The sequence below is a fragment of the Streptomyces sp. SID5464 genome, from assembly GCF_009862985.1.
Taxonomy (GTDB): domain Bacteria; phylum Actinomycetota; class Actinomycetes; order Streptomycetales; family Streptomycetaceae; genus Streptomyces; species Streptomyces chartreusis_D.
Window position 1 is genome coordinate 26,962 of the sequence record NZ_WWIQ01000006.1, and the last position, 24,529, is coordinate 51,490.

General features: G+C 71.4%; 27 protein-coding genes. 15 read left to right on the forward strand and 12 right to left on the reverse strand.

Going from position 1 to position 24,529, the window contains the following annotated elements; all coding sequences use genetic code 11:
• Nucleotides 1-44 precede the first annotated feature (44 nt).
• Nucleotides 45-1,313: a tyrosine--tRNA ligase gene (gene tyrS, locus GTY47_RS06100; protein WP_010037739.1), complete on the forward strand. Its 1,269-nt coding sequence runs from the start codon at nt 45-47 to the stop codon at nt 1,311-1,313.
• 60 nt (nt 1,314-1,373) lie between these two features.
• On the opposite strand, the gene GTY47_RS06105 is transcribed toward tyrS, so the two are convergent.
• The gene (locus tag GTY47_RS06105; protein WP_010037740.1) at nt 1,374-1,649 is read right to left on the reverse strand and encodes a GlsB/YeaQ/YmgE family stress response membrane protein; all 276 of its coding nucleotides are present in this window, start codon (nt 1,647-1,649) and stop codon (nt 1,374-1,376) included.
• Nucleotides 1,650-1,894: 245 nt separating this feature from the next.
• Between GTY47_RS06105 and GTY47_RS06110 the strand changes: the two genes are divergently transcribed.
• Entirely contained in the window at nt 1,895-2,290 is a 396-nt protein-coding gene (locus GTY47_RS06110) for a DUF3099 domain-containing protein (RefSeq protein WP_010037741.1), read from the forward strand.
• Between the two features lie 216 nt (nt 2,291-2,506).
• Nucleotides 2,507-2,728 (forward strand): hypothetical protein, encoded by a 222-nt coding sequence (locus GTY47_RS06115; RefSeq protein ID WP_029181018.1) that lies wholly within the window; start codon nt 2,507-2,509, stop codon nt 2,726-2,728.
• Here GTY47_RS06115 and moaA read toward each other — a convergent pair.
• The 3 genes from moaA to GTY47_RS06130 all read right to left on the reverse strand — a co-directional run bounded on the left by moaA (nt 2,725) and on the right by GTY47_RS06130 (nt 5,864).
• Nucleotides 2,725-3,714 carry a GTP 3',8-cyclase MoaA gene (moaA, locus tag GTY47_RS06120; protein ID WP_010037743.1) on the reverse strand — a complete coding sequence of 330 codons (990 nt, stop codon included), beginning with the start codon at nt 3,712-3,714 and terminating at the stop codon, nt 2,725-2,727. The two genes, GTY47_RS06115 and moaA, sit on opposite strands and share 4 nt — an antisense overlap.
• A 171-nt stretch (nt 3,715-3,885) precedes the next feature.
• A complete protein-coding gene (locus GTY47_RS06125; RefSeq protein ID WP_010037746.1) occupies nt 3,886-5,511 on the reverse strand; it encodes a cation acetate symporter in 1,626 nt (541 codons plus the stop codon).
• Nucleotides 5,508-5,864, reverse strand: a complete 357-nt coding sequence (locus tag GTY47_RS06130) for a DUF485 domain-containing protein (RefSeq protein ID WP_010037747.1) — start codon at nt 5,862-5,864, stop codon at nt 5,508-5,510. The genes GTY47_RS06125 and GTY47_RS06130 overlap by 4 nt, the downstream gene beginning before the upstream one ends.
• Nucleotides 5,865-6,120: 256 nt before the next feature.
• Here GTY47_RS06130 and GTY47_RS06135 point away from each other — a divergent pair, with 256 nt between their 5' ends.
• The 4 genes from GTY47_RS06135 (at nt 6,121) to GTY47_RS06150 (ending at nt 10,865) form a co-directional block, all read left to right on the forward strand.
• Nucleotides 6,121-7,650 (forward strand): S8 family serine peptidase, encoded by a 1,530-nt coding sequence (locus tag GTY47_RS06135; protein ID WP_029181019.1) that lies wholly within the window; start codon nt 6,121-6,123, stop codon nt 7,648-7,650.
• Nucleotides 7,651-7,709: 59 nt separating this feature from the next.
• Nucleotides 7,710-9,230, forward strand: a complete 1,521-nt coding sequence (locus tag GTY47_RS06140; protein ID WP_010037751.1) for a S8 family serine peptidase — start codon at nt 7,710-7,712, stop codon at nt 9,228-9,230.
• 77 nt (nt 9,231-9,307) lie between these two features.
• A complete protein-coding gene (locus GTY47_RS06145; RefSeq protein WP_010037753.1) occupies nt 9,308-9,838 on the forward strand; it encodes a hypothetical protein in 531 nt (176 codons plus the stop codon).
• A gap of 52 nt (nt 9,839-9,890) precedes the next feature.
• Nucleotides 9,891-10,865 carry a CopD family protein gene (locus tag GTY47_RS06150; RefSeq protein ID WP_010037755.1) on the forward strand — a complete coding sequence of 325 codons (975 nt, stop codon included), beginning with the start codon at nt 9,891-9,893 and terminating at the stop codon, nt 10,863-10,865.
• A gap of 3 nt (nt 10,866-10,868) precedes the next feature.
• Here the strand turns inward: GTY47_RS06150 and GTY47_RS06155 are convergent, their stop codons facing one another.
• Together GTY47_RS06155 and GTY47_RS06160 are read right to left on the reverse strand one after the other, a co-directional pair.
• Complete coding sequence (locus GTY47_RS06155) at nt 10,869-11,549, reverse strand: lysoplasmalogenase (protein ID WP_010037757.1); 681 nt, start codon at nt 11,547-11,549, stop codon at nt 10,869-10,871.
• The gene (locus GTY47_RS06160) at nt 11,546-12,430 is read right to left on the reverse strand and encodes a sterol desaturase family protein (RefSeq protein WP_010037759.1); all 885 of its coding nucleotides are present in this window, start codon (nt 12,428-12,430) and stop codon (nt 11,546-11,548) included. Before GTY47_RS06160 ends, GTY47_RS06155 begins: the two co-directional genes overlap by 4 nt.
• Nucleotides 12,431-12,698: 268 nt before the next feature.
• Between GTY47_RS06160 and GTY47_RS06165 the strand changes: the two genes are divergently transcribed.
• The 3 genes from GTY47_RS06165 (at nt 12,699) to GTY47_RS06175 (ending at nt 14,882) form a co-directional block, all read left to right on the forward strand.
• Complete coding sequence (locus GTY47_RS06165) at nt 12,699-13,694, forward strand: DEDDh family exonuclease (RefSeq protein WP_010037761.1); 996 nt, start codon at nt 12,699-12,701, stop codon at nt 13,692-13,694.
• A 107-nt stretch (nt 13,695-13,801) separates the two neighbouring features.
• Nucleotides 13,802-14,035, forward strand: coding sequence for a hypothetical protein (locus GTY47_RS06170; protein ID WP_003989324.1), 234 nt, complete (start codon nt 13,802-13,804; stop codon nt 14,033-14,035).
• A gap of 49 nt (nt 14,036-14,084) precedes the next feature.
• Nucleotides 14,085-14,882: an SURF1 family cytochrome oxidase biogenesis protein gene (locus GTY47_RS06175; RefSeq protein ID WP_029181022.1), complete on the forward strand. Its 798-nt coding sequence runs from the start codon at nt 14,085-14,087 to the stop codon at nt 14,880-14,882.
• A gap of 78 nt (nt 14,883-14,960) precedes the next feature.
• Here GTY47_RS06175 and GTY47_RS06180 read toward each other — a convergent pair whose 3' ends face one another.
• Both GTY47_RS06180 and GTY47_RS06185 read right to left on the reverse strand, forming a co-directional pair.
• A complete protein-coding gene (locus GTY47_RS06180; RefSeq protein ID WP_029181023.1) occupies nt 14,961-15,149 on the reverse strand; it encodes a YbdD/YjiX family protein in 189 nt (62 codons plus the stop codon).
• A complete protein-coding gene (locus tag GTY47_RS06185) occupies nt 15,146-17,299 on the reverse strand; it encodes a carbon starvation CstA family protein (RefSeq protein ID WP_010037766.1) in 2,154 nt (717 codons plus the stop codon). Before GTY47_RS06185 ends, GTY47_RS06180 begins: the two co-directional genes overlap by 4 nt.
• Nucleotides 17,300-17,535: 236 nt before the next feature.
• Here GTY47_RS06185 and GTY47_RS06190 point away from each other — a divergent pair, with 236 nt between their 5' ends.
• From GTY47_RS06190 to GTY47_RS06210, 5 genes are read left to right on the forward strand one after another with little or no spacing between them, the layout of a single operon-like run.
• Complete coding sequence (locus GTY47_RS06190) at nt 17,536-19,083, forward strand: sodium:solute symporter (protein ID WP_010037767.1); 1,548 nt, start codon at nt 17,536-17,538, stop codon at nt 19,081-19,083.
• Complete coding sequence (locus tag GTY47_RS06195; RefSeq protein ID WP_010037768.1) at nt 19,080-19,709, forward strand: sigma-70 family RNA polymerase sigma factor; 630 nt, start codon at nt 19,080-19,082, stop codon at nt 19,707-19,709. The genes GTY47_RS06190 and GTY47_RS06195 overlap by 4 nt, the downstream gene beginning before the upstream one ends.
• Nucleotides 19,706-20,038 carry a hypothetical protein gene (locus GTY47_RS06200; RefSeq protein ID WP_010037770.1) on the forward strand — a complete coding sequence of 111 codons (333 nt, stop codon included), beginning with the start codon at nt 19,706-19,708 and terminating at the stop codon, nt 20,036-20,038. The genes GTY47_RS06195 and GTY47_RS06200 overlap by 4 nt, the downstream gene beginning before the upstream one ends.
• Before the next feature lie 33 nt (nt 20,039-20,071).
• The gene (locus GTY47_RS06205; RefSeq protein ID WP_010037773.1) at nt 20,072-21,865 is read left to right on the forward strand and encodes a glycoside hydrolase family 15 protein; all 1,794 of its coding nucleotides are present in this window, start codon (nt 20,072-20,074) and stop codon (nt 21,863-21,865) included.
• A 5-nt stretch (nt 21,866-21,870) separates the two neighbouring features.
• Nucleotides 21,871-22,626 carry an SDR family oxidoreductase gene (locus tag GTY47_RS06210; RefSeq protein ID WP_010037775.1) on the forward strand — a complete coding sequence of 252 codons (756 nt, stop codon included), beginning with the start codon at nt 21,871-21,873 and terminating at the stop codon, nt 22,624-22,626.
• 20 nt (nt 22,627-22,646) lie between these two features.
• Here GTY47_RS06210 and amaP read toward each other — a convergent pair whose 3' ends face one another.
• From amaP to GTY47_RS06230, 4 genes are read right to left on the reverse strand one after another with little or no spacing between them, the layout of a single operon-like run.
• A complete protein-coding gene (gene amaP, locus GTY47_RS06215; protein WP_029181024.1) occupies nt 22,647-23,234 on the reverse strand; it encodes an alkaline shock response membrane anchor protein AmaP in 588 nt (195 codons plus the stop codon).
• Nucleotides 23,231-23,926: a DUF6286 domain-containing protein gene (locus GTY47_RS06220; protein ID WP_010037779.1), complete on the reverse strand. Its 696-nt coding sequence runs from the start codon at nt 23,924-23,926 to the stop codon at nt 23,231-23,233. Before GTY47_RS06220 ends, amaP begins: the two co-directional genes overlap by 4 nt.
• Nucleotides 23,923-24,306 carry a hypothetical protein gene (locus GTY47_RS06225; protein ID WP_010037780.1) on the reverse strand — a complete coding sequence of 128 codons (384 nt, stop codon included), beginning with the start codon at nt 24,304-24,306 and terminating at the stop codon, nt 23,923-23,925. Before GTY47_RS06225 ends, GTY47_RS06220 begins: the two co-directional genes overlap by 4 nt.
• On the reverse strand, nt 24,303-24,485 hold the full coding sequence (locus tag GTY47_RS06230; RefSeq protein ID WP_010037781.1) for a hypothetical protein: 183 nt from the start codon (nt 24,483-24,485) through the stop codon (nt 24,303-24,305). The genes GTY47_RS06225 and GTY47_RS06230 overlap by 4 nt, the downstream gene beginning before the upstream one ends.
• Between the last annotated feature and the right edge of the window lie 44 nt (nt 24,486-24,529).

The following is a 24,529-nucleotide window of genomic DNA, read 5'->3' on the forward strand; positions in this document are numbered from 1 at the left end:
CTGTCACCCGACTGCCCGAAGATCATCAAGGAGACACGAGAACCGTGACGGACATCGTCGACGAGCTGAAGTGGCGCGGGCTGTTCGCCCTGTCCACTGACGAGGACGCTTTGCGCAAGGCGCTCGCGGACGGTCCCGTCACGTTCTATTGCGGCTTCGACCCGACGGCGCCGTCCCTGCACGTGGGGCACCTGGTGCAGGTGCTGACCGTGCGCCGGCTCCAGCAGGCCGGTCACCGGCCGCTGGCGCTGGTCGGCGGTGCCACGGGCCTGATCGGCGACCCGCGTCCGACCGCGGAGCGCACGCTGAACGACCCGGAGACGGTCGCCGGCTGGGTCGGCAAGCTGCGCTCCCAGATCGAGCCGTTCCTGGACTTCGAGGGCGCGAACGCCGCCGTCATGGTCAACAACCTCGACTGGACGGAGAACCTCTCCGCGATCGAGTTCCTGCGGGACATCGGCAAGCACTTCCGCGTCAACAAGATGCTGACCAAGGACTCCGTCGCCCGGCGCCTGGAGTCCTCCGAGGGCATCAGCTACACGGAGTTCAGCTACCAGCTCCTCCAGGGCATGGACTTCCTCCAGCTGTACCGGAGGTACGGCTGCACGCTCCAGCAGGGCGGCAGCGACCAGTGGGGCAACCTCACGGCGGGTCTGGACCTGATCCACCGGCTGGAGCCGGACGCCACGGTGCACGCCATGGCGACGCCGCTGATGACCAAGGCGGACGGCACCAAGTTCGGCAAGACCGAGGGCGGCGCGGTCTGGCTCGACCCGGAGATGACGACGCCGTACGCGTTCTACCAGTTCTGGCTGAACGTGGACGACCGGGACATCTCCAAGTACATGCGCATCCTGTCCTTCCGTTCCCGCGAGGAGCTGGAGGAGCTGGAGAAGCAGACCGAGGAGCGTCCGCAGGCCCGTGCCGCGCAGCGTGCGCTGGCCGAGGAGCTGACGACGCTGGTGCACGGCGCCGACCAGACGGCCGCCGTGATCGCCGCGTCCAAGGCCCTCTTCGGGCAGGGCGAGCTGGCGGAGCTCGACGGGCGGACGCTGGCCGCGGCCCTCGCGGAGGTGCCGCACATCCAGGTCGCCGAGCTCGGCCCGGTCGTCGACCTGTTCGCCGAGGTCGGCCTGGTGGCCAGCAAGTCGGCCGCGCGCCGCACGGTCAAGGAGGGCGGTGCCTACGTGAACAACGTCAAGGTCGCCGGTGAGGACGCGGTCCCCGCCAAGGAGGACCTGCTGCACGGCCGCTGGCTGGTGCTGCGCCGGGGCAAGAAGAACCTGGCGGCGGTGGAGGTCACCGGCGCCTGAGTGCGCGAGGAAGGGGGCGGTTTCCGGTGCCGGAGGCCGTCCCCTTCGCCGTGTGCCCCGTTATGCCCTTCCTCTGCTTCCCCTGGCCGCCGTCCAGGCCCGGTCGCCGAGACCGACGAGGATGATCGCCATCACCAGTTGGAAGACGTGCCGCCACCAGTCGATGCCCGCTGTGGCGTCGACACCGGCCGCCCGGGCGATGGCGTTGCCGGCGATGCCGCCGATCATGCCCAGGATGACGGTCAGCCACAGGGGGATGTGCTGCCTGCCCGGAATGATCGCCTTGGCGAGCAGACCGAGTACCAGTCCCACGATGATCGCCCACAACCAGCCCATCGCTGCCTCCTCGTACGGCTCGACGTGAGCACTACGCCCAGTGTCGGCCCAGGTGCCCTACGCCGCATGCCAGGGATGGCCGTACGTATCACGGCTCAGGCCGTTCGCGCGGGCCGGACCGGCCCCGGTCTCGTGGCCGGCGCAGGCGCGGCGTAACGTGGAAGCTGCCCTGGGCAGGGTCCCCGACCGGCCGAGGGCGGCTACGGGGCGGGGAGAGTGGCGATACGGGCGGATGGTGGAATGCGATGCGGAAGCAGCATGGCGGCGGACACGTCCAGGTTTTCCGGATCACCGGCGCCCGGGCCGGGCTTCAGGAGGACGTTCGCGGGCGGCAGCGCCGGTACGTGATCTCGATGACGGTCCGCACGATCTCCGTGATCCTCGCGGCCACGCTGTGGAACGTCGAACGGCACGTCGCCGTCGTGGCGTTGGTGCTCGGGCTGGTGCTGCCGTACATCGCGGTGGTGATCGCGAACGCCGGGCGCGAGAACGCGCCGTCTCTGCCGTCCACGTTCGTGGTGCCGCCGGTGCGGCCGATGATCGCGCCGTCGGGGACGCAGGACGGACCCGCGGAATCCGTCGCGGAAGATGCCGTGTCGGGGACGGTGCCGGGGGCGCGGAGCGAGTCGCAGGAGCGGTAGGGGCGTTCGCAGGCGGTCACGGACGGACGTCATCTTCCCGCCAAGCTCAAGAAAAGCTCAGATCAATCATGTTGTTCCGGTGCCGGGCTCGGGGTTACCCGTGACATACTTCGTACGCGCTCCGCATCCCCCGTCGGAGCGACGGACCGACGCCGGGCAGCTCCCCCCGTGGCTGCTCGGCGTCGCCTTTTCTGTGTGCAGTGGTGAGACGAAGCTGTGAGTGACGAGACGCCCATCTGTTCCGCGAAGGGCTGCCGTGCGGATGCCGTGTGGGTGCTGGCGTGGAACAACCCGAAGATCCATACGCCGGAGCGGCGCAAGACGTGGCTGGCCTGTGAGGAGCATCGCGAGCATCTGTCGCAGTTCCTCGGGGTGCGGGGTTTCCTGAAGGACGTGGTCCTGCTGAAGGAATGGGAGCCCTCGCAGAAGCAGCCCTAGCCGCCGATCGCCGACATCGGACGGTCCGGCTGGACGAAGGAGGGGTCGTCCAGGCCCGCTCCCGCCTTCTTGCCCCACATCGCCAGGCGCCAGATGCGGGCGATCTCCTCGTCCGGGGCGTCCGAGCGGAGTGCGGCGCGCAGGTCGGTCTCCTCCTGGGCGAACAGGCACGTGCGGATCTGTCCGTCGGCGGTGAGGCGGGTGCGGTCGCAGGCCGCGCAGAAGGGGCGCGTGACGGAGGCGATCACGCCGACGACATGCGGGCCGCCGTCCACCAGCCAGCGCTCCGCCGGTGCCGAACCGCGTGCCTCCTCGCCCTCGGCGGTCAGCTCGAAGCGCGTGCGCAGGGAGGCCAGGATGTCGCCTGCCGTGATCATGCCGTCGCGCTTCCAGCCGTGCTGGGCGTCCAGGGGCATCTGCTCGATGAAGCGCAGCTCGTAGTCGTGCTCCACGGCCCAGGCGAGGAGGTCGGGGGCCTCGTCGTCGTTGAGCCCCGGCATCAGAACCGAGTTGACCTTGACCGGGGTGAGGCCGGCGTCGCGCGCGGCGTGCAGGCCCTCGATGACGTCCTTGTGGCGGTCGCGGCGGGTGAGGGTCTTGAAGACGTCCGGGCGGAGCGTGTCGAGCGAGACGTTGACCCGGTCCAGGCCTGCCGCCTTCAGGGCCGCCGCCGTGCGCTTGAGGCCGATGCCGTTGGTGGTGAGGGACATCTGGGGGCGCGGTTCGAGGGCCGCGACGCGCTCGACGATGCCGACCAGGCCGGGTCGCAGCAGGGGCTCGCCGCCGGTGAAGCGGACCTCCTCGATCCCGAGGGAGGTGACCGCGATGTCGATCAGGCGGACGATCTCGTCGTCCGTGAGCAGGTCAGGCTTGGCCAGCCACTGCAAGCCCTCCTCGGGCATGCAGTACGTGCAGCGCAGGTTGCACCGGTCGGTCAGCGAGACCCTCAGGTCGGTGGCCACTCGGCCGTAGGTGTCGATGAGCACGTGGGCCCCCTCCCTCGATGCGGATCGTGCCCGGAGCACTTCCTCTCCGACACTTGAGAGCCTACGTGACCCCACTGACATCACCACAGGCCCGATCCCACGACGCGGGGCGCGGCCGCGCCGCAGGGACCTGGAGGTTCCTACGACGCGGCCGCGCGAGGGGGTTCGTGCTCAGTGGGCGCCGGTGCCGGTCAGGGACCGGACCTCCAGCTCCGCGTACTTCTTGGCGTCCGGCTCCTCCTTGGACAGGACCGTGCCGAGCCAGCCCATGAGGAAGCCGAACGGGATCGAGATGATGCCCGGGTTCTTCAGCGGGAACCAGGCGAAGTCGACCTCGGGGAACATCGCCTTGGGGTCGCCGGAGACGACGGGTGAGAACAGCACCAGGCCGACGGCGACGATCAGACCGCCGTAGATCGACCACAGGGCGCCCTGGGTGGTGAACCGCTTCCAGAACAGGCTGTAGAGGATCGTCGGCAGGTTGGCGGAGGCCGCGACCGCGAAGGCGAGCGCGACCAGGCCGGCCACGTTCAGGTCGCGGGCCAGGGCGCCGAGGCCGATGGAGATCACGCCGATGAAGACCGTCGCCCAGCGGGCCGCGCGGACCTCCTCGGCGCCGGAGGCCTTCCCCTTGCGGATGACGTTGGCGTAGATGTCGTGCGCGAAGGAGGACGAGGAGGCGAGGGTGAGGCCGGCGACGACGGCGAGGATCGTCGCGAAGGCCACCGCCGAGATCGTGGCGAGCAGGATCGCGCCCCAGGTCGAGTCGACACCGCCCAGGTGCAGGGCGAGCAGGGGTGCCGCCGTGTTGCCGGACGGGTTGGAGGCGATGATCTCTTCCTGCGAGATGAGCGCGGCGGCGCCGAAGCCCAGCGCGATCGTCATCAGGTAGAAGCCGCCGATGATGCCGATGGCCCAGTTCACGGACTTACGGGCGGCCTTGGCGTCGGGCACCGTGTAGAAGCGGATCAGGATGTGCGGCAGACCGGCGGTGCCGAGCACCAGGGCGATGCCGAGGGAGATGAAGTCCAGCTTGGAGGTGCCGGTCGCGCCGTACTGGAGGCCGGGCTCCAGGAAGGCGGCGCCCTTGCCGCTGTTCTCGGCGGCCGTGCCGAGCAGGTCGGAGATGTTGAAGTTGAACTTCAGCAGCACCAGGAAGGTGATCAGGAGGGTGCCGCCGATGAGCAGCACGGCCTTGACCATCTGGACCCAGGTGGTGCCCTTCATGCCGCCGATGGAGACGTACACGATCATCAGGATGCCGACGAGGGCGACGATGAGGATCTTGCCGGCGTCGGAGGTGATGCCGAGCAGCAGCGAGACGAGGACGCCCGCGCCGGCCATCTGGGCCAGCAGGTAGAAGATCGACACGACGATCGTGGACGTACCGGCGGCGGTGCGGACCGGGCGCTGGCGCATGCGGTACGCGAGCACGTCGCCCATGGTGTAGCGGCCGGAGTTGCGCAGCGGCTCGGCCACCAGGAGCAGCGCGACCAGCCAGGCGACCAGGAAGCCGATGGAGTAGAGGAAGCCGTCGTAGCCGAAGATGGCGATCGCGCCGGCGATGCCGAGGAACGACGCGGCGGACATGTAGTCGCCGGAGACGGCGAGGCCGTTCTGGAAGGCGCTGAACTGGCGTCCGCCGGCGTAGAAGTCCGCGGCGTCCTTGGTCTGGCGGCCCGCCCAGATGGTGATGCCGAGGGTGGCGAGGACGAACAGCGCGAACAGGGTGATGATCAGCGGGCGGTGCTCGCTGGCCTCGTTCGCGGCGAGGACTGTCTGCTGTACGGCGCTCATGCGTCGCCCTCCATCCGGGACTTGATGGCCTCGGCCTTGGGGTCGAGCTTCGCGGCGGCGTGCCGCGAGTACCACCAGGCGATGAGGAACGTGGTGATGAACTGCGCGACGCCGAGGATGAAGGCGACGTTGATGTTGCCGAACAGCTTGGTGCCCATGAAGCCGCCCGCGTAGTTCGACAGCAGGACGTACAGCAGGTACCAGGCGATGAAGGCGACGGTCAGCGGGAAGGCGAAGGAGCGGTAGGAGCGGCGCAGTTCACCGAACTCCGCGCTCTCCTGCACCTCGCTGAACTCCTCGGGTGAGGGGAGTTTGTGTTGCTCTTTCGAGGGGGGCGGTGCGTCGGTGGCCACGGAGAGTCTCCTCGCGATGACGGAAGCGGTTGTGAACGGGGACGGAGGCGAGTGTCCTCGCGCTCCTTGTCCAACGTCACGGCGGCACGCGAGAACCGGTTCAACCGCGCGGCGTTCTTTCCGAAGTCGTTTCGACAAAACGTTGCTGGCCAGCGAGAGCGCGGGATAGCTTCGCCCTGCACCACCTCGTCATGTACCTGCCCGAGCACCACCTGTGCCTCGGGCCGGTTTCGTTTCCGGAGGATGTGGAGACCCCATGTCTCACTTGCGTTCCAGACGCCGGCTCGCCCTCGCCGTGCCCGTCGTGCTGTCCCTGACGGCCTCGCTGGGCTTCCTGCCCGCCGCCGCAACGGCGGCCCCGCAGGCGGAGTCGGCCACGCGGACGGCGGACGCGCCGAAGCTTGCGTACGTCGTCAACACCAAGGTGGACCGGCACACGATCGCGTCCGTGAAGAAGGCGATCGGGAAGGCCGGCGGCTCGGTCGTGGCCACGTACGAGCGGATCGGCGTGATCGTCGTCCACTCCTCGAACGCCGACTTCGCCAAGACCATACGCACGGCCCGCGGGGTCCAGTCGGCGGGCGCGACGCGTACCACGCCCCTGGCCGCCGCGGGGACGAAGGAGGAGGGCGCGGTCGAGTACCTGACGGCCGCCCAGGCGAAGCGCACCGAGGCCGCCTCGGCGAAGACGCCCGAGAGCGAGCCCCTCGAGGCCGACCAGTGGGATCTGCGCACGATCGGCGCCGACGAGGCCGCGAAGATCAACCCGGGCAGCAGCAAGGTGACCGTCGCCGTGATCGACACCGGCGTGGACGACACCCACCCCGACATCGCCCCGAACTTCTCCGCGTCCCAGTCCGCCAACTGCGCCGGTGGCAAGCCCGACACCAGCCAGGGCGCCTGGCGGCCGTACACCGCCGAGGACTACCACGGCACGCATGTCGCCGGTGAGATAGCCGCCGCCCGCAACGGAATCGGCGTGGCAGGCGTCGCACCGGGTGTGAAGGTCTCCAGCATCAACGTGACCGACCGGGCGAACGGCCTCTTCTACCCGGAGAGCGTGGTGTGCGCCTTCGTGTTCGCCGCCGACCACGGCGTCGAGATCACGAACAACAGCTACTACGTCGACCCGTGGCTGTACAACTGCATGGACGACCCGGACCAGCGGGCCATCGTCGACGCGGTCAACAGGGCGCAGCTGTACGCGCAGAAGAAGGGAACGCTCAACGTCGCCGCGGCGGGCAACTCCAACCACGACCTGGACGCGGACGCGATCGTAGACGACTCCAGCCCGGACGACTCCACCCCCGTCGAGCGCACCATCGACCCGCACGAGTGCTTCGACGTGCCGAACCAGCTCCCGGGTGTCGTCACGGTGAGCTCGACCGGCGTCGACAACGTGAAGTCGTACTTCTCGACGTACGGCAAGGGCGTCGTCGACGTCGCGGCGCCGGGCGGCGACCGGCGCTACCAGATCCCGGACACGCCCTCGAAGGACGGCCGCATCCTGTCCACCCTGCCGAACGGCGCGTGGGGCTACCTCCAGGGCACCTCGATGGCCTCCCCGCACGCCTCCGGTGTCGCCGCGCTGCTGAAGTCCAAGCACCCCGGGGCGTCCCCGGCCCAGCTCCAGGCCCTGCTGAAGGCACAGGCCGACCGGACGGCCTGCCCGGAGTCCTACGACCAGGACGGTGACGGCACGCAGGACGCGGTGTGCGAGGGCGGCAAGCGCGTCAACGGCTTCTACGGGTACGGCATCGTCAACGCGCTGCGCGCCGTCAAGTGACGCGCGCTCCTCAGACTTCCCGCACCGTCCGCCCGTACCGCGAACGAACTGGAGACAGCATGACTGCGCCGCACGCGCGCTACCGCCGCGCCGTCGCGATCCCGGCCGGGATGGCCATGGCCACGGCCCTCGCGTTCCTGCCGAACACCACGGCCACGGCCGCCGACGAGGCGCCCGCGGCGGTCTCGGCCGACGCGACCTCGCTCAGCTACGTCGTCAACGTCAAGCCGGGCCACGGCACTTCGGCGTACGTGAAGAAGGCCGTCGGCCAGGCCGGCGGCACGATCGTGACGTCGTACGACCAGATCGGCGTCATCGTCGTCCACTCCTCGAACCCGGACTTCGCCAAGAGCATCCGCAAGGTGCGCGGGGTGCAGTCCGCCGGGGCCACCCGCACCGCACCGCTGCCCTCGGCGGCGACGGGCGACCTGGGGGCGCCGAAGGTGCTGAGCGCGGCCGAGGTCGCCGACGCCGAGGCGGCGGCCGGCCAGGACCCGCTGGAGGGCCTGCAGTGGGACCTGCCCGCCATCAAGGCGGACAAGGCGCACGAGAAGTCCCTGGGCAGCAGCAAGGTCACCGTCGCGGTGATCGACACCGGCGTCGACGACACCCACCCCGACATCGCGCCCAACTTCGACCGTGGTGCCTCGGTCAACTGCGTCTCGGGCAAGCCGGACACGTCCGAGGGGGCCTGGCGGCCGAGCGCCGCGGAGAGCCCGCACGGGACGCACGTGGCGGGTGAGATAGCCGCCGCGAAGAACGGCGTCGGCATGACCGGTGTCGCGCCCGGGGTGAAGGTCTCCGGCATCAAGGTGTCCAACCCCGACGGCTTCTTCTACACGGAGGCCGTGGTGTGCGGCTTCGTGTGGGCGGCCGAGCACGGGGTCGACGTGACGAACAACAGCTATTACACCGACCCCTGGTACTTCAACTGCAAGAACGACCCGGACCAGAAGGCGCTGCTGGACGCGGTCGGCCGGGCCTCGCGGTACGCGGAGAAGAAGGGCGCGGTCAACGTCGCGGCGGCCGGCAACGAGAACTACGACCTGGCCTCCGACGAGATCACCGACCCGTCGTCGCCGAACGACACCACGCCGGGCGACCGGGTCGTCGACCCGTCGGAGTGCCTCGACATCCCGACCCAGCTGCCGGGCGTCGTCACGGTCGCGGCGACGGGAGCGAAGGGCGTCAAGTCGTCCTTCTCCAACTACGGTCTGGGCGTCGCCGACATAGCCGCCCCGGGCGGCGACTCGACCGCCTACCAGAAGCCGGAGCCGCCGGCCACGAGCGGGCTGATCCTGGGCACGCTGCCGGGCGGCAAGTGGGGCTACATGGCCGGTACGTCGATGGCGTCCCCGCACGTCGCGGGCGTCGCCGCCCTCATCAAGTCGACGCACCCGTACGCCTCTCCGGCCCTGGTGAAGGCCCTGCTGTACGCGGAGGCCGACGCCAAGGCGTGCACGGACCCGTACGACATCGACGCCGACGGCAAGATCGACGCGGTGTGCGAGGGCTCGAAGAACCGCAACGGCTTCTACGGCTGGGGCATCGCGGACGCGCTGGACGCGGTGACCAAGTAGAGCTCGTGTGAAGGCGATCCGGGCCGGGCGGGGACACCCGCCCGGCCCGCTTCGTGTCTGCGGCAGGATTTCTTGTCATGGACGTGTACGAAGATCACTGGACCTGGACAGCCCGGCCGGTGCGGCCTCAGTGGCAGTTGGCCCTGCGGTTCGCGGGGAGCGTGGTGTGGTTTCCGGTGGTGTGTGCGCTGGGGCTGGGCGTGGCGGCCGCTTTCCTCGTCGTCGGCATGTTCGCCGAGGTGATCACGGCGTTCAGCAGCAAGCTCGAAAACCGCTACCTGAACGCCATGGGCGGGGCGCTGGACCGCGTCGGGCGGCTGGCCTCCTGGTGCGTGTCCTGGCCCGAGCTGCGCCATGAGGGCGACTCCGAGTACTACAAGGCGCGCGTGGACAAGGCGGTCGGGAAGTGGACCGCCCTGGCCTCCGCGCCGGTCGAGCCGCACAAGCCGAAGCCGCCGGTGGAGTGTGCGATACCGCTGCGCGCCTACCGCGGCGTCGGCGGGTGGTACGTCGCCGAGGTCGCGCTCGCGCAGGGATGGGAGCTGCGGCCGACGGACGTGGGCAAGGAAGTCCGGTTGTGGTGGTCGGCCGCGTCGAGCGGTGCATGAGTTCGTTCTCCTGGATTTGCCCAGCCGTGTGAAGGTTGGTGAAGATCTCGGGGTGACCTTGACAAGACCCGTCGCCTTCCTGGTGCTGGTGGCGCTGGCCGCGCTGATCCCGGTGCTCGGCCCGGCCACCGCGCTGCACGGCACCGGGGAGGCCGCCGCGCCCGGCGCCCGGGGCATAGCCCTGCTGCGCACGGTGCTGTTCGCGGCCCTGTGCGTGCCGGTCGGCGAGCTGTTCGTGAACAGGCTGGCGCGTTGCGTGCCGGGCACGGAGGCAGCCGCCGGCCATCCGGTCGTGCCGCGCAGCTGGTCACCGTTCGCGGCCGGGGCCGGTTTCGTCGCCGCGCTCGGGCTCGCCTCGGTCGTGGCCACGGGCAATCTCGTCCCTGACGGCCTGTCGGACATCGACACCGGCGGGCTCTACGCGTCGCGGGACGGCAAGCTCGCCCTGCTGGAGGTCAACGCGTTCCTCGTGGCGGGGCTGTGTGCCGTGTCGCGCCGGCCGGCCACGCAGCTGTGGCCGTTGGCCGCCGTGGTGATCGCCGAGGCCCTGCGCGCACACCCGGCGACCGAGCACACCCCGCTGACCGGCTCCGGGCTGACGCTCGTCCACCTGACGTGTGCGGCGCTGTGGGTGGGCGGGCTGCTGCACGCGCTGCGGACCCTGAGGCCGTGGCGCAACCGGTACGGCACGGAGGCGGGCGCGGCCCTGCTGGGTCTCTACGCGCGCGTGGCGACCGTTCTGCTCGCCGCCATCACGGCGACGGGCGTGTGGAGTTCACTGCGCCGGATGCCGCCGGAGACGATCCTGGTGCAGCTGACGGCGACGGCGTACGGGCGGGCCGTGCTCGCCAAGGTGTTCCTCGTGGCAGCCGTCGCCGCTCTCGCCCTGTGGGCACGGCAGCGGCTGCGCCGGGCGGCCGACCCGCTGACCGCCTGTGCGCCGGCGCGGGCGGAGGTCGTCGCGCTGGGCCTGGTGGTCGCCGTGTCCGGGCTGCTGACGGCCCTTCCGCTGCCCATCCGCTGGTGAGCCTCAGACGGCGCGCATCTCGCCGTACGTCGCGGCCGGTGCCCTGCGCGCGCCCAGCGCCCCGAGCGTGCCACCGGCCAGGAGGGCCTGTGCGGCGATGTACGTGAGCATGATCCAGAAATCCGGCGCGGGTGGCTGCGGCCAGTCGGCGACGCCGGTCGCGATGAGCGTGTCGGAGAGCAGGAAGAGCGCACCGCCGAGCCCGGTGAAGAGTCCGAGCCGGATGGCGGCGCGGTACGCCATGGCCGTGAGCAGGAGGCTGTACTCGGCGACGGGCAGGCGCAGCTCCGCGGGCAGGTCCGGCCACAGCAGCGCGACGGTCGTGACGAGGGCGGTGGCGTAGCCCAGGGCGAGGAGGGCCGCACGCGCGCGTGGGACGGCGTACCGGCTCCCGTACCTCCCGAACAGGACGAGGTAGCAGACGTGTCCCGCCGCGAAGCAGCCCATGCCGGCGAGGAAGGCCGGCTCGGCGTCGGACAGCAGCAGCACGTCCCCGCCCCAGCCGCACAGCAGGGCGGCCACGAGCGGCCGGGGCGCCCGGCACAGCACGGCCCACAGCGCCAGGAGCGGCATCAGCAGCGGCTTGGTGACGGCGTGCCCGGCGTCGAAGCCGACCGCGAGGGAGAGCAGGTCGACGACGACGGCGAGAGCGAAGACGCCGAGGAGGAGTCGGGAGTGGCTCACGCCGACGTGCCCTTCCCGACGGGCGACGACGCCGGGGCCGGCACCGGCGCAGGCGCAGGTCCCCACCCCGGCCCGCGGAACACGCGCCCCGCGCGCTCGCGCCAGTCGCGCGCCGCCTTCAGGTCCCTCGCGATGGAAACGTATTCGTGTGTCGCCACCTTCAGCAGGTTGTACGTGTCGATGTTCTTGGTCAGCCCGTACCGGGGCCGCACGGTCTCGGCGACGAACGATCCGAACAGCCGGTCCCAGACGATGAGGATGCCGCCGAAGTTGCGGTCGAGGTAACAGCCCTGGGAGGCGTGGTGGACCCGGTGGTGCGAGGGGGTGTTGAAGACGAACTCGAACCAGCGGGGCATCTTGTCGATCCGCTCGGTGTGGATCCAGAACTGGTAGACGAGGTTCGCGGAGGAGCAGAACGCCAGCGCGGCCGGGTGGACTCCGGCTGCGACGAGGGGGACGTAGAACGGCCACACCGTCAGGGACGTCCAGGGCTGGCGCAGCGCGGTGGTGAAGTTGAACTTCCGGCTGGAGTGGTGGACGACGTGACAGGCCCACAGGATGCGGATGACGTGGTGGCCGCGGTGGGACCAGTAGTAGAAGAAGTCCTGTGCGAGCAGCATCAGCGGGACGGTCCACCACAGGACGGGCACGCGCAGGGGCGTGAGTTCGTAGAGGGCCGTGTAGAGGGCGACGATCGGGATCTTCCAGAGGAAGTCGAAGACGAGACTGCCGAGCCCCATGCCGATGCTCGTCGCGGCGTCCTTCGCCTCGTAGCCCTCGGCGTCCTCGTCGGGGTGGAGACGGTAGCTCACCATCTCGACCACCGTGAGCAGCACAAAGGCGGGGATCGACCACAGCACGACATCGGGCAGGTTCGGCATGCCTGAACCGTAGGGCGGCCGTCCTGCCCCGACCAGACGTTGTTACCCACAAGTATTACCGACGGTACGCGCTTGCTTCTTGGCGATCTCCGCCAAACCGTGCCCTGAGGCGGAGCCCGGCCCGCGCCCGTACAGCACCTGAGCCTCGGTCAGACGTACGCCTCACGAACGGACAGAGCGGACAAGACGCCTGAGGGGCCGTCGGAAGGGCGGAGCCTGCGCACCTGGCGGACGGTGGTGTCAGTCGCGGCCCGTATCCTCAGGAACCATGCTCGAAGACCTGACGACCGCAGCGTCGTTCTCCCCCACGTCGTGGCCGGCCGCGTATCCCCGGGGATACGCGGTCGTTGACGTGGAGACCACGGGCCTGGCGCGGGACGACCGGATCATCTCGGCGGCCGTCTACCGGCTGGACGCGCGCGGCGAGGTCGAGGACCACTGGTACACGACGGTCAACCCGGAGCGTGACCCGGGCCCCGTGTGGATCCACGGACTGACGAGCGAGGCACTCGAGGGCGCGCCCCTCTTCGCGGACATCGCCGAGGAGTTCACGGCCCGGCTCCGGGACCGGGTGCTCGTCGCGCACAACGCCGTCTTCGACTGGCAGATGATCGCCCGGGAGTACGCGCGCGCGAAGCGCGAGGCACCGGTGCGCCAGCGCCTGTGCACCATCGCGCTCTCCAAGGAACTCGGGCTTCCGCTGCCCAACCACAAGCTGGAGTCCCTCGCCGCGCACTTCGGCGTCGTCCAGCGGCAGGCGCACCACGCGCTGGACGACGCACGCGTGCTGGCGGAGGCGTTCCGGCCCAGTCTCAGGACCGCGGCGGCGAACGGCGTACGGCTGCCGCTGCACGAGTGCCGGCCGCTGACCGAGTGGTCGGACCGCCCTCCCGCGCCCCGCATCGGACAGCAGGCGGGCTACGGCGGGTACCGGACGGGCAGTTGGCGCCCCGCCCGGAAGCGGCCCGCCTGCCCCTACCCCAACCCGGGGCGCTTCGAGGCGGGCGGGCGGCTCAAGCAGGGCATGCGGGTCGCCTTCTCCGGCGACACCTCGGTCGAGCGCGACCTGCTGGAGGACCGGGCGACCGAGGCCGGGCTGCACGTGGCCACCAGCCTGTCCCGGCTGACCAGCCTCCTCGTCACGAACGACCCGGACTCGGGCACGTCCAAGGTGGTCAAGGCCCGTCAGTTCGGCACGCCGATCGTGGACGAGGCGGCGTTCGGGCAGCTCCTCGCGGACGTGGAGCCGGCCTCGGGGGCGTAACCGGATGCGGGGCCGTGCCGGGGGGTGACCGTACGGACGGGTGATTGGCGGGCGACTCGCCCGGCGGCGGCTCGCCCGGGCCGGGGTGACGGCTCACCCTGTGGCGCATGGCGACCTGTGAGGTATGTGGCAATCAGTACGGAATGACCTTCGAGGTGCACGCGCAGGGCGCGGTGCACGTCTTCGACTGCTTCGCCTGCGCGATCCACCGTATGGCCCCCATCTGCGAGCACTGCCGGGTCCAGATCATCGGCCAGGGCGTCGACGTCGACGGCCACTGGTACTGCGGCGCCCACTGCGCCCGCGCGGAGGGAAAGGTGGGAATTGTCGACAAGGTCTGAACCCGTACCCGACTGAATGCACCCCACGACCGAGCTGTACGGTCGTGGGGTGTACCGCTTCCTGTTGTCCCGGCAGTGGGTGATCCTGACGTTGATCGCCCTGCTTCTCATCCCCACGATGATCAGGCTGGGCATCTGGCAGATGCACCGCTACGAGGAGCGCACCGCCCGGAACCAGCTGGTCACCGACGCGCTGGCCGCGAAGCCGGTGCCCGTGGAGAAGCTGACCGCGCCCGGGCACACCGTCACGAGCGCCGAGCGGTACCGGACCGTGACCGCGAAGGGCCGCTTCGACACGGAGGACGAGGTCGTCGTCCGCCGCCGCACCAACTCCGACGACGAGGTCGGCTACCACGTCCTGACGCCGTTCGTCCTCGACGACGGCAAGGTCCTGCTGGTCAACCGGGGCTGGATCCCCTCCGACGGCCCGAGCCAGACCACGTTCCCGAAGGTCCCCGCACCGCCGAGCGGCGAGGTGACCGTCGAGGGGCGGCTGATGCCGAGTGAGACGACCGCGGCGAGCGGGATCAAGAACCTCAAGGGCCTGCCGGACCGGCAGGTCATGCTGATCAACAGCGAGCAGGAGGCCCGGCGCCTGGACGCGCAGGTGCTCGGTGGCTACATCGCGCAGACGGCGCCCGAGCCCAAGGGCGACACGCCCGAACTGCTGGGCGACCCCGGCAAGGAGGACGCCGCCCTGAACTACGCCTACGCCATCCAGTGGTGGCTGTTCTCCGCCGCCGTCCCGGTCGGCTGGGTGGTCCTCGCCCGTCGCGAGGCCAGGGAGCGGACCCAGGCGGCGGCGAAGAAGGCCGACACGGCGGAGGCCGAGCCGGCGGCGGTGTAGCACCGCCGCCCCCGCGCGACCGACGGCCCCCGCGCGACCGTCCGGCCGCTCCGGCCCCGCCCGGTCGATCCGCCCGGGTCAGCAGCACCGCCCCTGCGGATTCGCCTCCCGGTGCGCCGTGCGCAGCACCTCGTACTCCCGCCTGGTCGGTACCGGAGCGAGCGGGTGCCGGTGGCGGTGGTGCTCGCAGTAGCGGTCGTACTCCGTCTCGCCGGTCAGCTCCCTCAGGTACCAGCGCACGGCCGACGCCCAGCGGGGGACTTTCACGAGCGGGCTCCGGCCAGGGGCTCGGCCGGCTCCGCCGGCACGTCGATGCGGGACTCGACGTACGGCGCCTCGGTGGTGGGCAGCGGGCCCGGGGCGCGGACCGCCCGTGCGCAGACCACCGCCGCGTTGACCAGCACCACGGCGACCAGCAGCAGGAACAGGGCGATCAGCACACCGTCGACCGTGGAGTTGGTGACCACGGTGTGCATGTCGGCGGGGGTCTTGGCGGGCGGCAGGACCTGACCGGCGTCGATGGCGTCGGCGTAGCGTGCGCGCTGGGCGAAGAAGCCGATCTTCGGGTCGGTGGAGAAGATCTTCTGCCAGCCCGCGGTGAAGGTGATCCCGACGACCCAGGCGAGCGGGACGCCGGTGACCCAGGCCCAGTGCAGCCGCCCCGACTTGATCAGGACGGTGGTGCAGACGGCCAGGGCGATCGCGGCGAGGAGCTGGTTGGCGATGCCGAAGAGCGGGAAGAGCTGGTTGATCCCGCCGAGCGGGTCGGTGGCGCCGGTGTAGAGGAAGTAGCCCCAGGCCGCCACGACGAGGGCGCTGCACAGCCAGATGCCCGGCTTCCAGTTGACCCGGCCGACGGGCTTCCACACGTTGCCGAGCATGTCCTGGAGCATGAACCGGCCGACCCGGGTGCCCGCGTCCACCGTGGTCAGGATGAACAACGCCTCGAACATGATCGCGAAGTGGTACCAGAAGGCCTTCATGGCCGTGCCGCCGAAGACTCCGGAGAAGATCTCCGACATGCCGACGGCCAGGGTCGGCGCACCGCCGGAGCGGGCGATCAGGGTCTGCTCCTCCACCGCCTTGGCGGCCTGGGTCAGCTGGTCGGGCGTGATGGTGAAGCCGAGGCCCGCGACCGCGTGCGACGCCGACTCGGCCGTCGTGCCGAGGAGCCCCGCCGGGGCGTTCATGGCGTAGTACAGGCCGGGTTCGAGGGTGGCCGCGGCGATCAGGGCCATGATCGCGACGAACGACTCCATCAGCATGGCCCCGTAGCCGATCATCCGGACCTCGGACTCCTTCCTGATCAGCTTCGGGGTGGTCCCCGAGGCGACCAGCGCGTGGAAGCCGGACAGCGCGCCGCAGGCGATGGTGATGAAGAGGAAGGGGAACAGCGCCCCGGCGAAGACGGGCCCGGCACCGGACCGCGCGAAGTCGCTCACCGCGTCCGCGCGCAGCACGGGGGCCGCGACGACGACGCCCACCGCGAGCAGGGCGATGGTGCCGATCTTCATGAAGGTGGAGAGGTAGTCGCGCGGGGCGAGCAGCATCCAGACCGGCAGGACGGAGGCGACGAAGCCGTAGCCGACCAGGCAGAAGACGAGGGTCGTGGGGCTGAGCGTGAAGGCGGACGCCAGCGAGGACTGCTGGATCCAGCTGCCGCCGACGATCGCGAGCAGCAGCAGCGCCACGCCGATCAGGCTGGTCTCGACGACCCGGCCCGGGCGGATGACGTGCAGCCAGAAGCCCATGAACAGGGCGATGGGGATGGTCATGGCGACGGAGAAGGTGCCCCAGGGGCTGTGCGCGAGCGCGTTGACGACGACCAGGGCCAGCACGCCCAGCAGGATGATCATGATGGCGAACACCGCGACGAGGGCGGCGGCCCCGCCGGCCCGGCCGATCTCGTCACGGGCCATCTGCCCGAGCGAGCGGCCGTCCCGCCGCATCGACAGGAACAGCACGACCATGTCCTGCACCGCGCCCGCGAAGATCACGCCCGCCACGATCCACAGGGTTCCGGGCAGGTAGCCCATCTGGGCCGCGAGCACCGGCCCCACCAGCGGCCCGGCGCCGGCGATGGCGGCGAAGTGGTGGCCGAGCAGCACCCGGCGGTCGGTGGGGTGGAAGTCGACACCGTCCTCCAGGCGTTCGGCCGGGGTGGCCCGGGTGTCGTCGGGCCGGAGTACGCGCCGCACGAGGAAGCGGGAGTAGAAGCGGTAGGCGATGGCGTACGAGCCGAGCGCGGCCACGACCAGCCAGACCGCGGAGATCCGCTCGCCCCGGGCGAGGGCGAGGACGCCCCAGGCGACCGCGCCGAGCAGGGAGACGGCGCTCCAGAGCAGGACCGACCGAAGGGACGTACGTGTCTTCTCGGGTGCGGGGCGATCGGTTTCGGGCAGGGCTGAGACAGGCATGGCGGCTCCTCACCGTGGCGGTGGTGGATGACAGCACTGAGGCGGGGACTCGTCCGGTCGCCGGTCTGTGACCTGCGCTCCTCTCCCGCTCGCTGTCGGTCTGTGCAAGAGTTGCGCTTCCGCCGGAAGTGGTTGACAGGGCATTTCCAGAAGATTTCCCGCCGATTTCTGTCCTCCGGACGGGGCGTCCGCGCAACTCTCGCGCGAGGGCACAGGCACACCAAGGACGGTGACCCATGGCTGACGGCGCCATGACCGCGACGTTCCTCGCCGTGATCGGCGGGGCGTCGCTGCTCGCGGTCACCGCACGGCGGCTGCGTCCGGTCGACCGGCTGCCCTCTCTGGAGGGCTGGGCGCTGGCCGACCGCGCCCTGGGTCCCGGATGGACCTGGCTGCTGCTCGGCGGCACGATCTTCACCGCGTACACCTTCACGGCCGTGCCGGGGCTCGCGTACGGCAACGGCGCGGCGGCCTTCTTCGCGGTGCCGTACACGGTGATCGTCAGCCCGCTCGCCTTCGTCCTGCTGAGCCGCCTGTGGAGCGTGGCCCGCCGGCACGGCTACATCACCGCCGCCGACTTCGTGCGGGGCCGGTACGGGTCGCCGCCGCTGGCCCTGGTGGTCGCGCTGACCGGGATCCTCGCGACGATGCCGTACCTGGCGCTGCAACTGCTGGGGATACGGGCGGTCCTGACAGCCGGGGGCGTCTATCCGCGCGGCGCGGCCGGGGACCTGGTGATGGTGGCGCTGTTCGCGGGGCTCGCGGTGGCCACGTACCGGCACGGGCTGCGGGCGCCCGCGGTCATCTCGGCGCTGAAGGCGGTGGCGGTGTTCGTCTCGCTCACGGCCGTGACCTGGCTGGTGCTGGAACGGTTCGGCGGTCCGGGCCCGGTCTTCGACGGGGCGGCGCGGCGGCTGGGCGGTCCGGCGCTGCTCCTCACTCCGGCGCAGCAGCCCGCCTACGCCACCCTCGCCCTCGGCTCCGCCCTCGCCCTGCTGATGTACCCGCACGTGCTCACCGCCGGTTTCGCCGCCGACGGGCCGCGGACCCTGCGCAAGGTCTCGGTGGCGCTGCCCGCCTGGACCGGGCTGCTGGCGCTGTTCGGGTTCCTCGGCATCGCCGCCCTCGCGGCGGGCGTGCGGGCTCCCCGCGGTGGTGCCGAGGCGGCCGTGCCGATGCTGGTGGACCGGCTGATGCCGGCCCCGCTGGCCGGGCTGGTGTTCGCGGCCATCGCCGTGGGCGCCCTGGTCCCGGCCGCCGTGATGTCGATCGCCGCGGCGACGGGTTTCGTGCGCAACGTGTACGTCGAGTACGTCCATCCCACGGCCACGCCCAAACGGCAGGTGCGCATCGCCAAGGCGGTGTCGCTCACCGCGAAGGTGGGGGCCGTGGCGTTCGTGTTCGGGCTGCGCGACCAGGACGCCGTCAACCTCCAGCTGCTCGGCGGCGTGTGGATACTGCAGGTCTTCCCGGCCGTCGCGGTCGGCCTGTTCACCGGGCGACTGCATCCGCGGGCACTGCTCGCCGGGTGGGCCGTGGGCATGGTGTCGGGGACGTACCTGGTGGTGCGTGAGGGGTTCTCCTCGATCGTGCCGCTGGGCACCGGTGCCCAGCCGCTGGAGATCTACGCCGGACTCGCCGCCCTGCTGCTCAACCTGACCGTCGCGGTGGCCGGCACCGCGGCGCTGACCCGCCTCGGCGTCCCGCGCGGCGCCGACACCACCGACCTGCCGTCCCGCCTGACCGTCCGGCGCCGCCCGGAGACGGGAGCCAACAACCCGTGAGACGCAGACAGAACTCCCCGACCGTCCCTCCGGCCGTCCCTCCGGCCGTGCCCGCGGCCGTGCCGCCGGCCGCGCCCCCGGCCGTGCCGCGGACCGCCGCCGAGCCCCTCGCCCCCGCGGTCGGCGATCCGGCCGACCTGGAGCGGGAGGCCGGCCTGGCCCGCCTCTTCGAGCTGCACTACTCGGCGATGCTGCGCCTGGCCGTCCTGCTCGGCGCCGACGATCCGGAGAACGTGGTGGCCGAGGCCTACTACCAGATCTACCGCAAGTGGCGCCGCCTGAGGGACGTGGCCGCGGCGGAGGCGTATCTGCGCTCCACCGTCTGCAATCTGACGCGGATGCGGATCCGTCACCTCCAGGTCGCCCGCAGGCACACCGAGAACCCGTCCGACGAGATGGTGGCCTCCGCGGAGAACACCGCGCTGCTGCGCGACGACCAGCGGGTGCTGATCGACGCGCTCCAGCAGTTGCCGGCGCGGCAGCGCGAGGCGCTGGTGCTGCGCCACTGGCTCGGGCTGAAGGAGAGTGAGATAGCCGCCGCGATGGGCATCTCCAGTGGTTCCGTCAAGACGCACACGGCGCGCGGTATCGCCGCCCTGACCCAGGCGATGGAGGCCCGGCGATGACGCATCGAGACGCGACTGAGTCGCGTGGCACCGGCCCCGACCGGACCGGCCACGACCGCACCGAGCGTGAGCTGCGCGAGGCACTTCAGGCACTGGCGGGCGGGGTGCTCCCCGACCCCGACGCGTACCGCACGGCACGGGGTGAGTGGCTGCGGCGCGAGCGCCGGCGGCGGCTCGTGCTGGCCGTGCTGATCGCGGTCGTCTTCACCCTGGCCACGCTGATCGGCCTGTGGGTGCTCAACCAGGCCCCGGCGCACCCCGGCGTCATCTTCTCCGGCGCCTCCTCACCCATTGCCGAGAGCATGTCACTCACCCGGCTCCACCCCTGATTGCCGGGGCCAGTTGCCGGGAACCCGCACCTCGTGCACCCGCGAATCGAGGACTACGCCCTCATCGGCGACGAACAGACCGCCGCCCTGGTCGGCACGGACGGATCCGTCGACTGGCTCTGCCTGCCCCGCTTCGACTCGGCCGCCTGCTTCGCCAAGCTGCTCGGCGACGAGGACAACGGCTTCTGGCGCATCGCCCCCGTGGGGGCGGACCGGTGCGCCCGGCGCGCCTACCGCCGCGACACCCTCGTCCTGGACACCGAGTGGGAGACCGAGCAGGGGACGGTCCGCGTCACCGACCTGATGCCGCAGCGCGACCAGGCCCCCGACCTCGTACGCGTCGTCGAGGGCCTGGACGGCGAGGTGACGCTCCACAGCGTGCTCAAGCTGCGCTTCGACTACGGCTCGATCGTCCCCTGGGTACGCCGGGCCGACGGCCACCGCGTCGCCGTCGCCGGCCCCGACTCCGCATGGCTGCGCAGCGAACCGGAGGTGCGCAGCTGGGGCGAGGACTTCGGAACGCACGCGGAGTTCACGGTCCGGAAGGGGGAGAAGGTCGCGTTCGTCCTCACCTGGCACCCCTCCCACGAGGAACGCCCGCCGCTCGTCGACCCGTACGAGTCGCTGCGCCACAGCGTCGAGGACTGGCGGGCCTGGGTGTCGCGCTGCCGCTACGACGGACCGTACCGGGACGCCGTCGTCCGCTCCCTGATCACCCTCAAGGCGCTCACCTACGCCCCGACCGGCGGCATCGTCGCGGCCGCCACCACCTCGCTGCCCGAGGAGCCGGGCGGGGTGCGCAACTGGGACTACCGCTACTGCTGGCTGCGCGACTCCACCCTCACCCTGGGCGCACTGCTGGCCGCGGGCTACCAGGAGGAGGCCGAGGCCTGGCGGAACTGGCTGCTGCGCGCGGTCGCGGGCGACCCCGCGGACCTTCAGATCATGTACGGCGTGGCCGGTGAGCGACGGCTGCCCGAGTTCGAACTGCCGTGGCTGTCCGGCTTCGCCGAGTCCACCCCCGTACGCATCGGGAACGACGCCGTGAACCAGCTCCAGCTGGACGTCTACGGCGAGGTCATGGACTCCCTGTCGCTGGCCCGCGACTCGGGCCTGTCCGCCCAGCCGGACGTGTGGGCGCTTCAGAGGGCCCTGATGGACTTCCTGCGCGACCACTGGCGGCAGCCGGACGAGGGGCTGTGGGAGGTGCGTGGCGGCCGGCGCCAGTTCGTGCACTCGAAGGTGATGGTGTGGGTCGCCGCCGACCGTGCCGTACGCACCCTGGAGCGCCATCCGGAGCTGGACGGCGACCTGGACGGCTGGCGCGCGCTGCGCGACGAGGTGCACCGCGAGGTGTGCGACAAGGGCTACGACCCGGGACGCAACACCTTCACGCAGTCCTACGGCTCGCGCGAACTCGACGCCGCGCTGCTGCTCATCCCGCGCGTCGGTTTCCTGCCGCCCGACGACCCACGGGTGATCGGCACCATCGACGCGGTCCGCGAGGAGCTGGACCACGGCGGCTTCCTGCGCCGCTACACCACCGACGACTCGGACGACGCGGCCGTCGACGGGCTGCCCGGCTCCGAGGGCGCCTTCCTGGTGTGCTCGTTCTGGCTCGCGGACGCCCTGCACATGACGGGCCGTACGAAGGAGGCCCGGGAGCTGTTCGAGCAGCTGGCGGGACTCGCCAACGACGTCGGCCTGCTGTCCGAGGAGTTCGACCCGGTGACCGGCCGGCAGCTCGGCAACGTCCCGCAGGCGTTCAGCCACATCGGCCTCGTGAACACCGCCCTCGCCCTGTTCGGGGAGGACGGGGCAGGATAGGGGCCATGGATCTTGGACTGAAGGACCGGGTGTACATCGTCACCGGGGCCACCCGCGGCCTCGGCAACGCCTCCGCGCGCGAGCTCGTCGCGGACGGGGCGAAGGTGGTCGTCTCGGGGCGGGACGAGAAGAGCGTCGCCGACGCGGCGGCCGCGCTGGGCCCGAACGCGGTCGGGGTGGCCGTCGACAACGCCGACCCCGAAGCGCCGGCCCGGCTGATCGGGGCCGCGCGGGAGCACTTCGGCCGCTTCGACGGCGTCCTCGTCAGCGTGGGCGGCCCGCCGGCCGGGTTCGTCGCCGACAACTCGGACGAGCAGTGGCAGACGGCGTTCGAGTCGGTGTTCCTGGGAGCGGTCCGGTTGGCTCGCGCCGCGTCGGCCGAGCTGGAGGCCGGGGGTGTCATCGGGTTCGTGCTGTCCGGGTCGGTGTACGAACCGATTCCGGGGCTGACGATCTCGAACGGGCTGCGGCCGGGGCTGGCCGGATTCGCCAAGTCGCTGTCCGACGAACTGGGGCCGCGGGGAGTCCGGGTGGTAGGTGTGCTGCCCGGGCGCATCGACACGGATCGCGTGCGCGAGCTGGACGCGCTGTCGGCGGACCCCGAGGCGACCAGGGCGGCGTCGGAGTCGCGCATTCCGCTGCGGCGGTACGGATCGCCCGAGGAGTTCGGGCGGGTGGCGGCGTTCCTGCTGTCTCCGGCGGCTTCTTATCTGACCGGGGTCATGGTGCCGGTGGACGGCGGAGCACGGCACGGGTTCTGAGCGCCGCTTCCGTCCGCGGGTCAGCTCACCCTCTCCGCACCGTGCTTGACACCCCGCAGCCGTACCTCCGCCGGCAGTGACGCGAGGCCCGCCGATGTCCTGGCGTGGGTCAGGGCGTCGGTCGTCAGGTCGTGCAGGGCCGTTCCCGGGTCCACGTGCGGTTCCAGTGCGAGCCGCACCCGGGCCTCGGGGGCGCTGCGGCGGCCCGTCAAGTGGGCGTGGGCCCGGTCGACGCCGTCGATCTGCGCCGCCTCCTGGGTGAGGACGTTCTCCAGGGCCCGGCCGCGCAGCAGGGCGCCCTCGCCGTCGCCGGTGTCCACGAGGACCTCGGCGAGGCGGCGCCGGCGGAGCACCGCGACCAGCCACCACAGGGCGAGCAGCAACAGAACGGCGAGTACGGCGATGACGGTCGGCCACCACCAGCCGCTGTCCCGCCAGCGGGTGCGCTCGGCGTCGCTCAGCAGCACGTCGTGGCGGCTGTCGTGGATCCACCACGAGGGCGCCGGAGCGCCGAGGCCGACGGCCAGTACCGAGCCGCCCAGCACCAGCAGGACGAGGCCGACGAGCCCCAGGAACACGCGGTTGACGACCCTGAGCATCGCTGTCACTCCTTCCTGCCGGGCCGCCGGACGCGCACCGACAGCGAGGGTGGCCGGGAGAGTCCCAGTCCGCGGATCGCGTCGGTGAGCACGGCGTCCAAGTCGGTTCGCACTTCGTCCAGTTCACGGAAGTGCGACACGGCGCGGGCGTCCGCCCGCCTCCGGCGCACCCGCACCCGCACCGACTGCACGCCGGCCACCTCCATGGCCCGGTCGCGCAACGCGGTCGCGGCGGCGTCCCGGTCCAGTCCGGCGCGTACGTCGGCGTGCGTACGCCGCATCGGGAGCACGTGCCGCAGGCCGGGCGTGGCCGCCAGGACCAGCAGCCAGAGCCCGAGGGCGGCGGCGACCCCGGCCCCGACGAGCACCCAGGTGTCGTCGAGGGGCCGTCCGGCGAGTTGCCGGGCGAGCTCCCGGCGCCAGCTCATGACGGGCCGGTCGGCGCGCACGGACACGATGTCGTAGAGGAACAGTCCGGCAAGTCCCAGGAGCAGCAGGGCGACGATGCCCGCCGGGACGCGGCGTGCCGACCAGAAGCGGCCTTCGCGGCCGCCGTCGCTCTCGGGTACGGGCGGCGTTCCGTTGCCGGCCGCCGGCGCGGACCGGTCGTCGCCGGTGCCGGTCTGCGACTTCTCGACGACGGGCAGCCGCTGTGTGGTGGCCTCGGGCTCGGGCGGTTCGGTGCCGCGGGGTTCGCTCATCGCGTCCTCCCCTGTGGCGTGCCGGTCCCGACGGCCAGGTGCAGCCGCTCCACCTGGACGACGACCTCCGGCACCTGCATTCCCACCAAGGCTCCCACCCGCTCGACGACTCGGCGACGCACCTGGCGGCAGCGCGCGCCGACGTCGCAGGGGTAGTCGAGTTCGACGTGGACCCGGACGTGCGCGATCTCGTGGTGGACCGCGACGGTGGCGGACGGCCGGGCGGCGCCGGGCGGGAGCGGCCCGACGGCCTCGCGGGCCGCCTGCGAGGCGATCTTCGCGACGACCCGGTCGGCGATCCGGGTGGCACCCCGCTCGCCCGGCGGGACGACGGTCAGGGGTCTGTCGAGCTCACCGGCCCCCGCGCTCACGGTCGTCACCGCCGCCGTTCACGGGAACGGAAGAAGTCGCCGAAGTCCATGTCCCCCTCCAGGAACCGGCCGACGACAAGGCCGACGGCGCCCAGCGCCGCCACCAGCAGGAAGGCGCCGAATCCGCCGAAATACCCGGCGAATGCCAGTGCCATGCCGGCGATCATGCCGACGACGGCCATGCTCATGCTGCGCTCCTCAGCTTCTCTGTCGCTGCGCTCGGTGGCAGGTG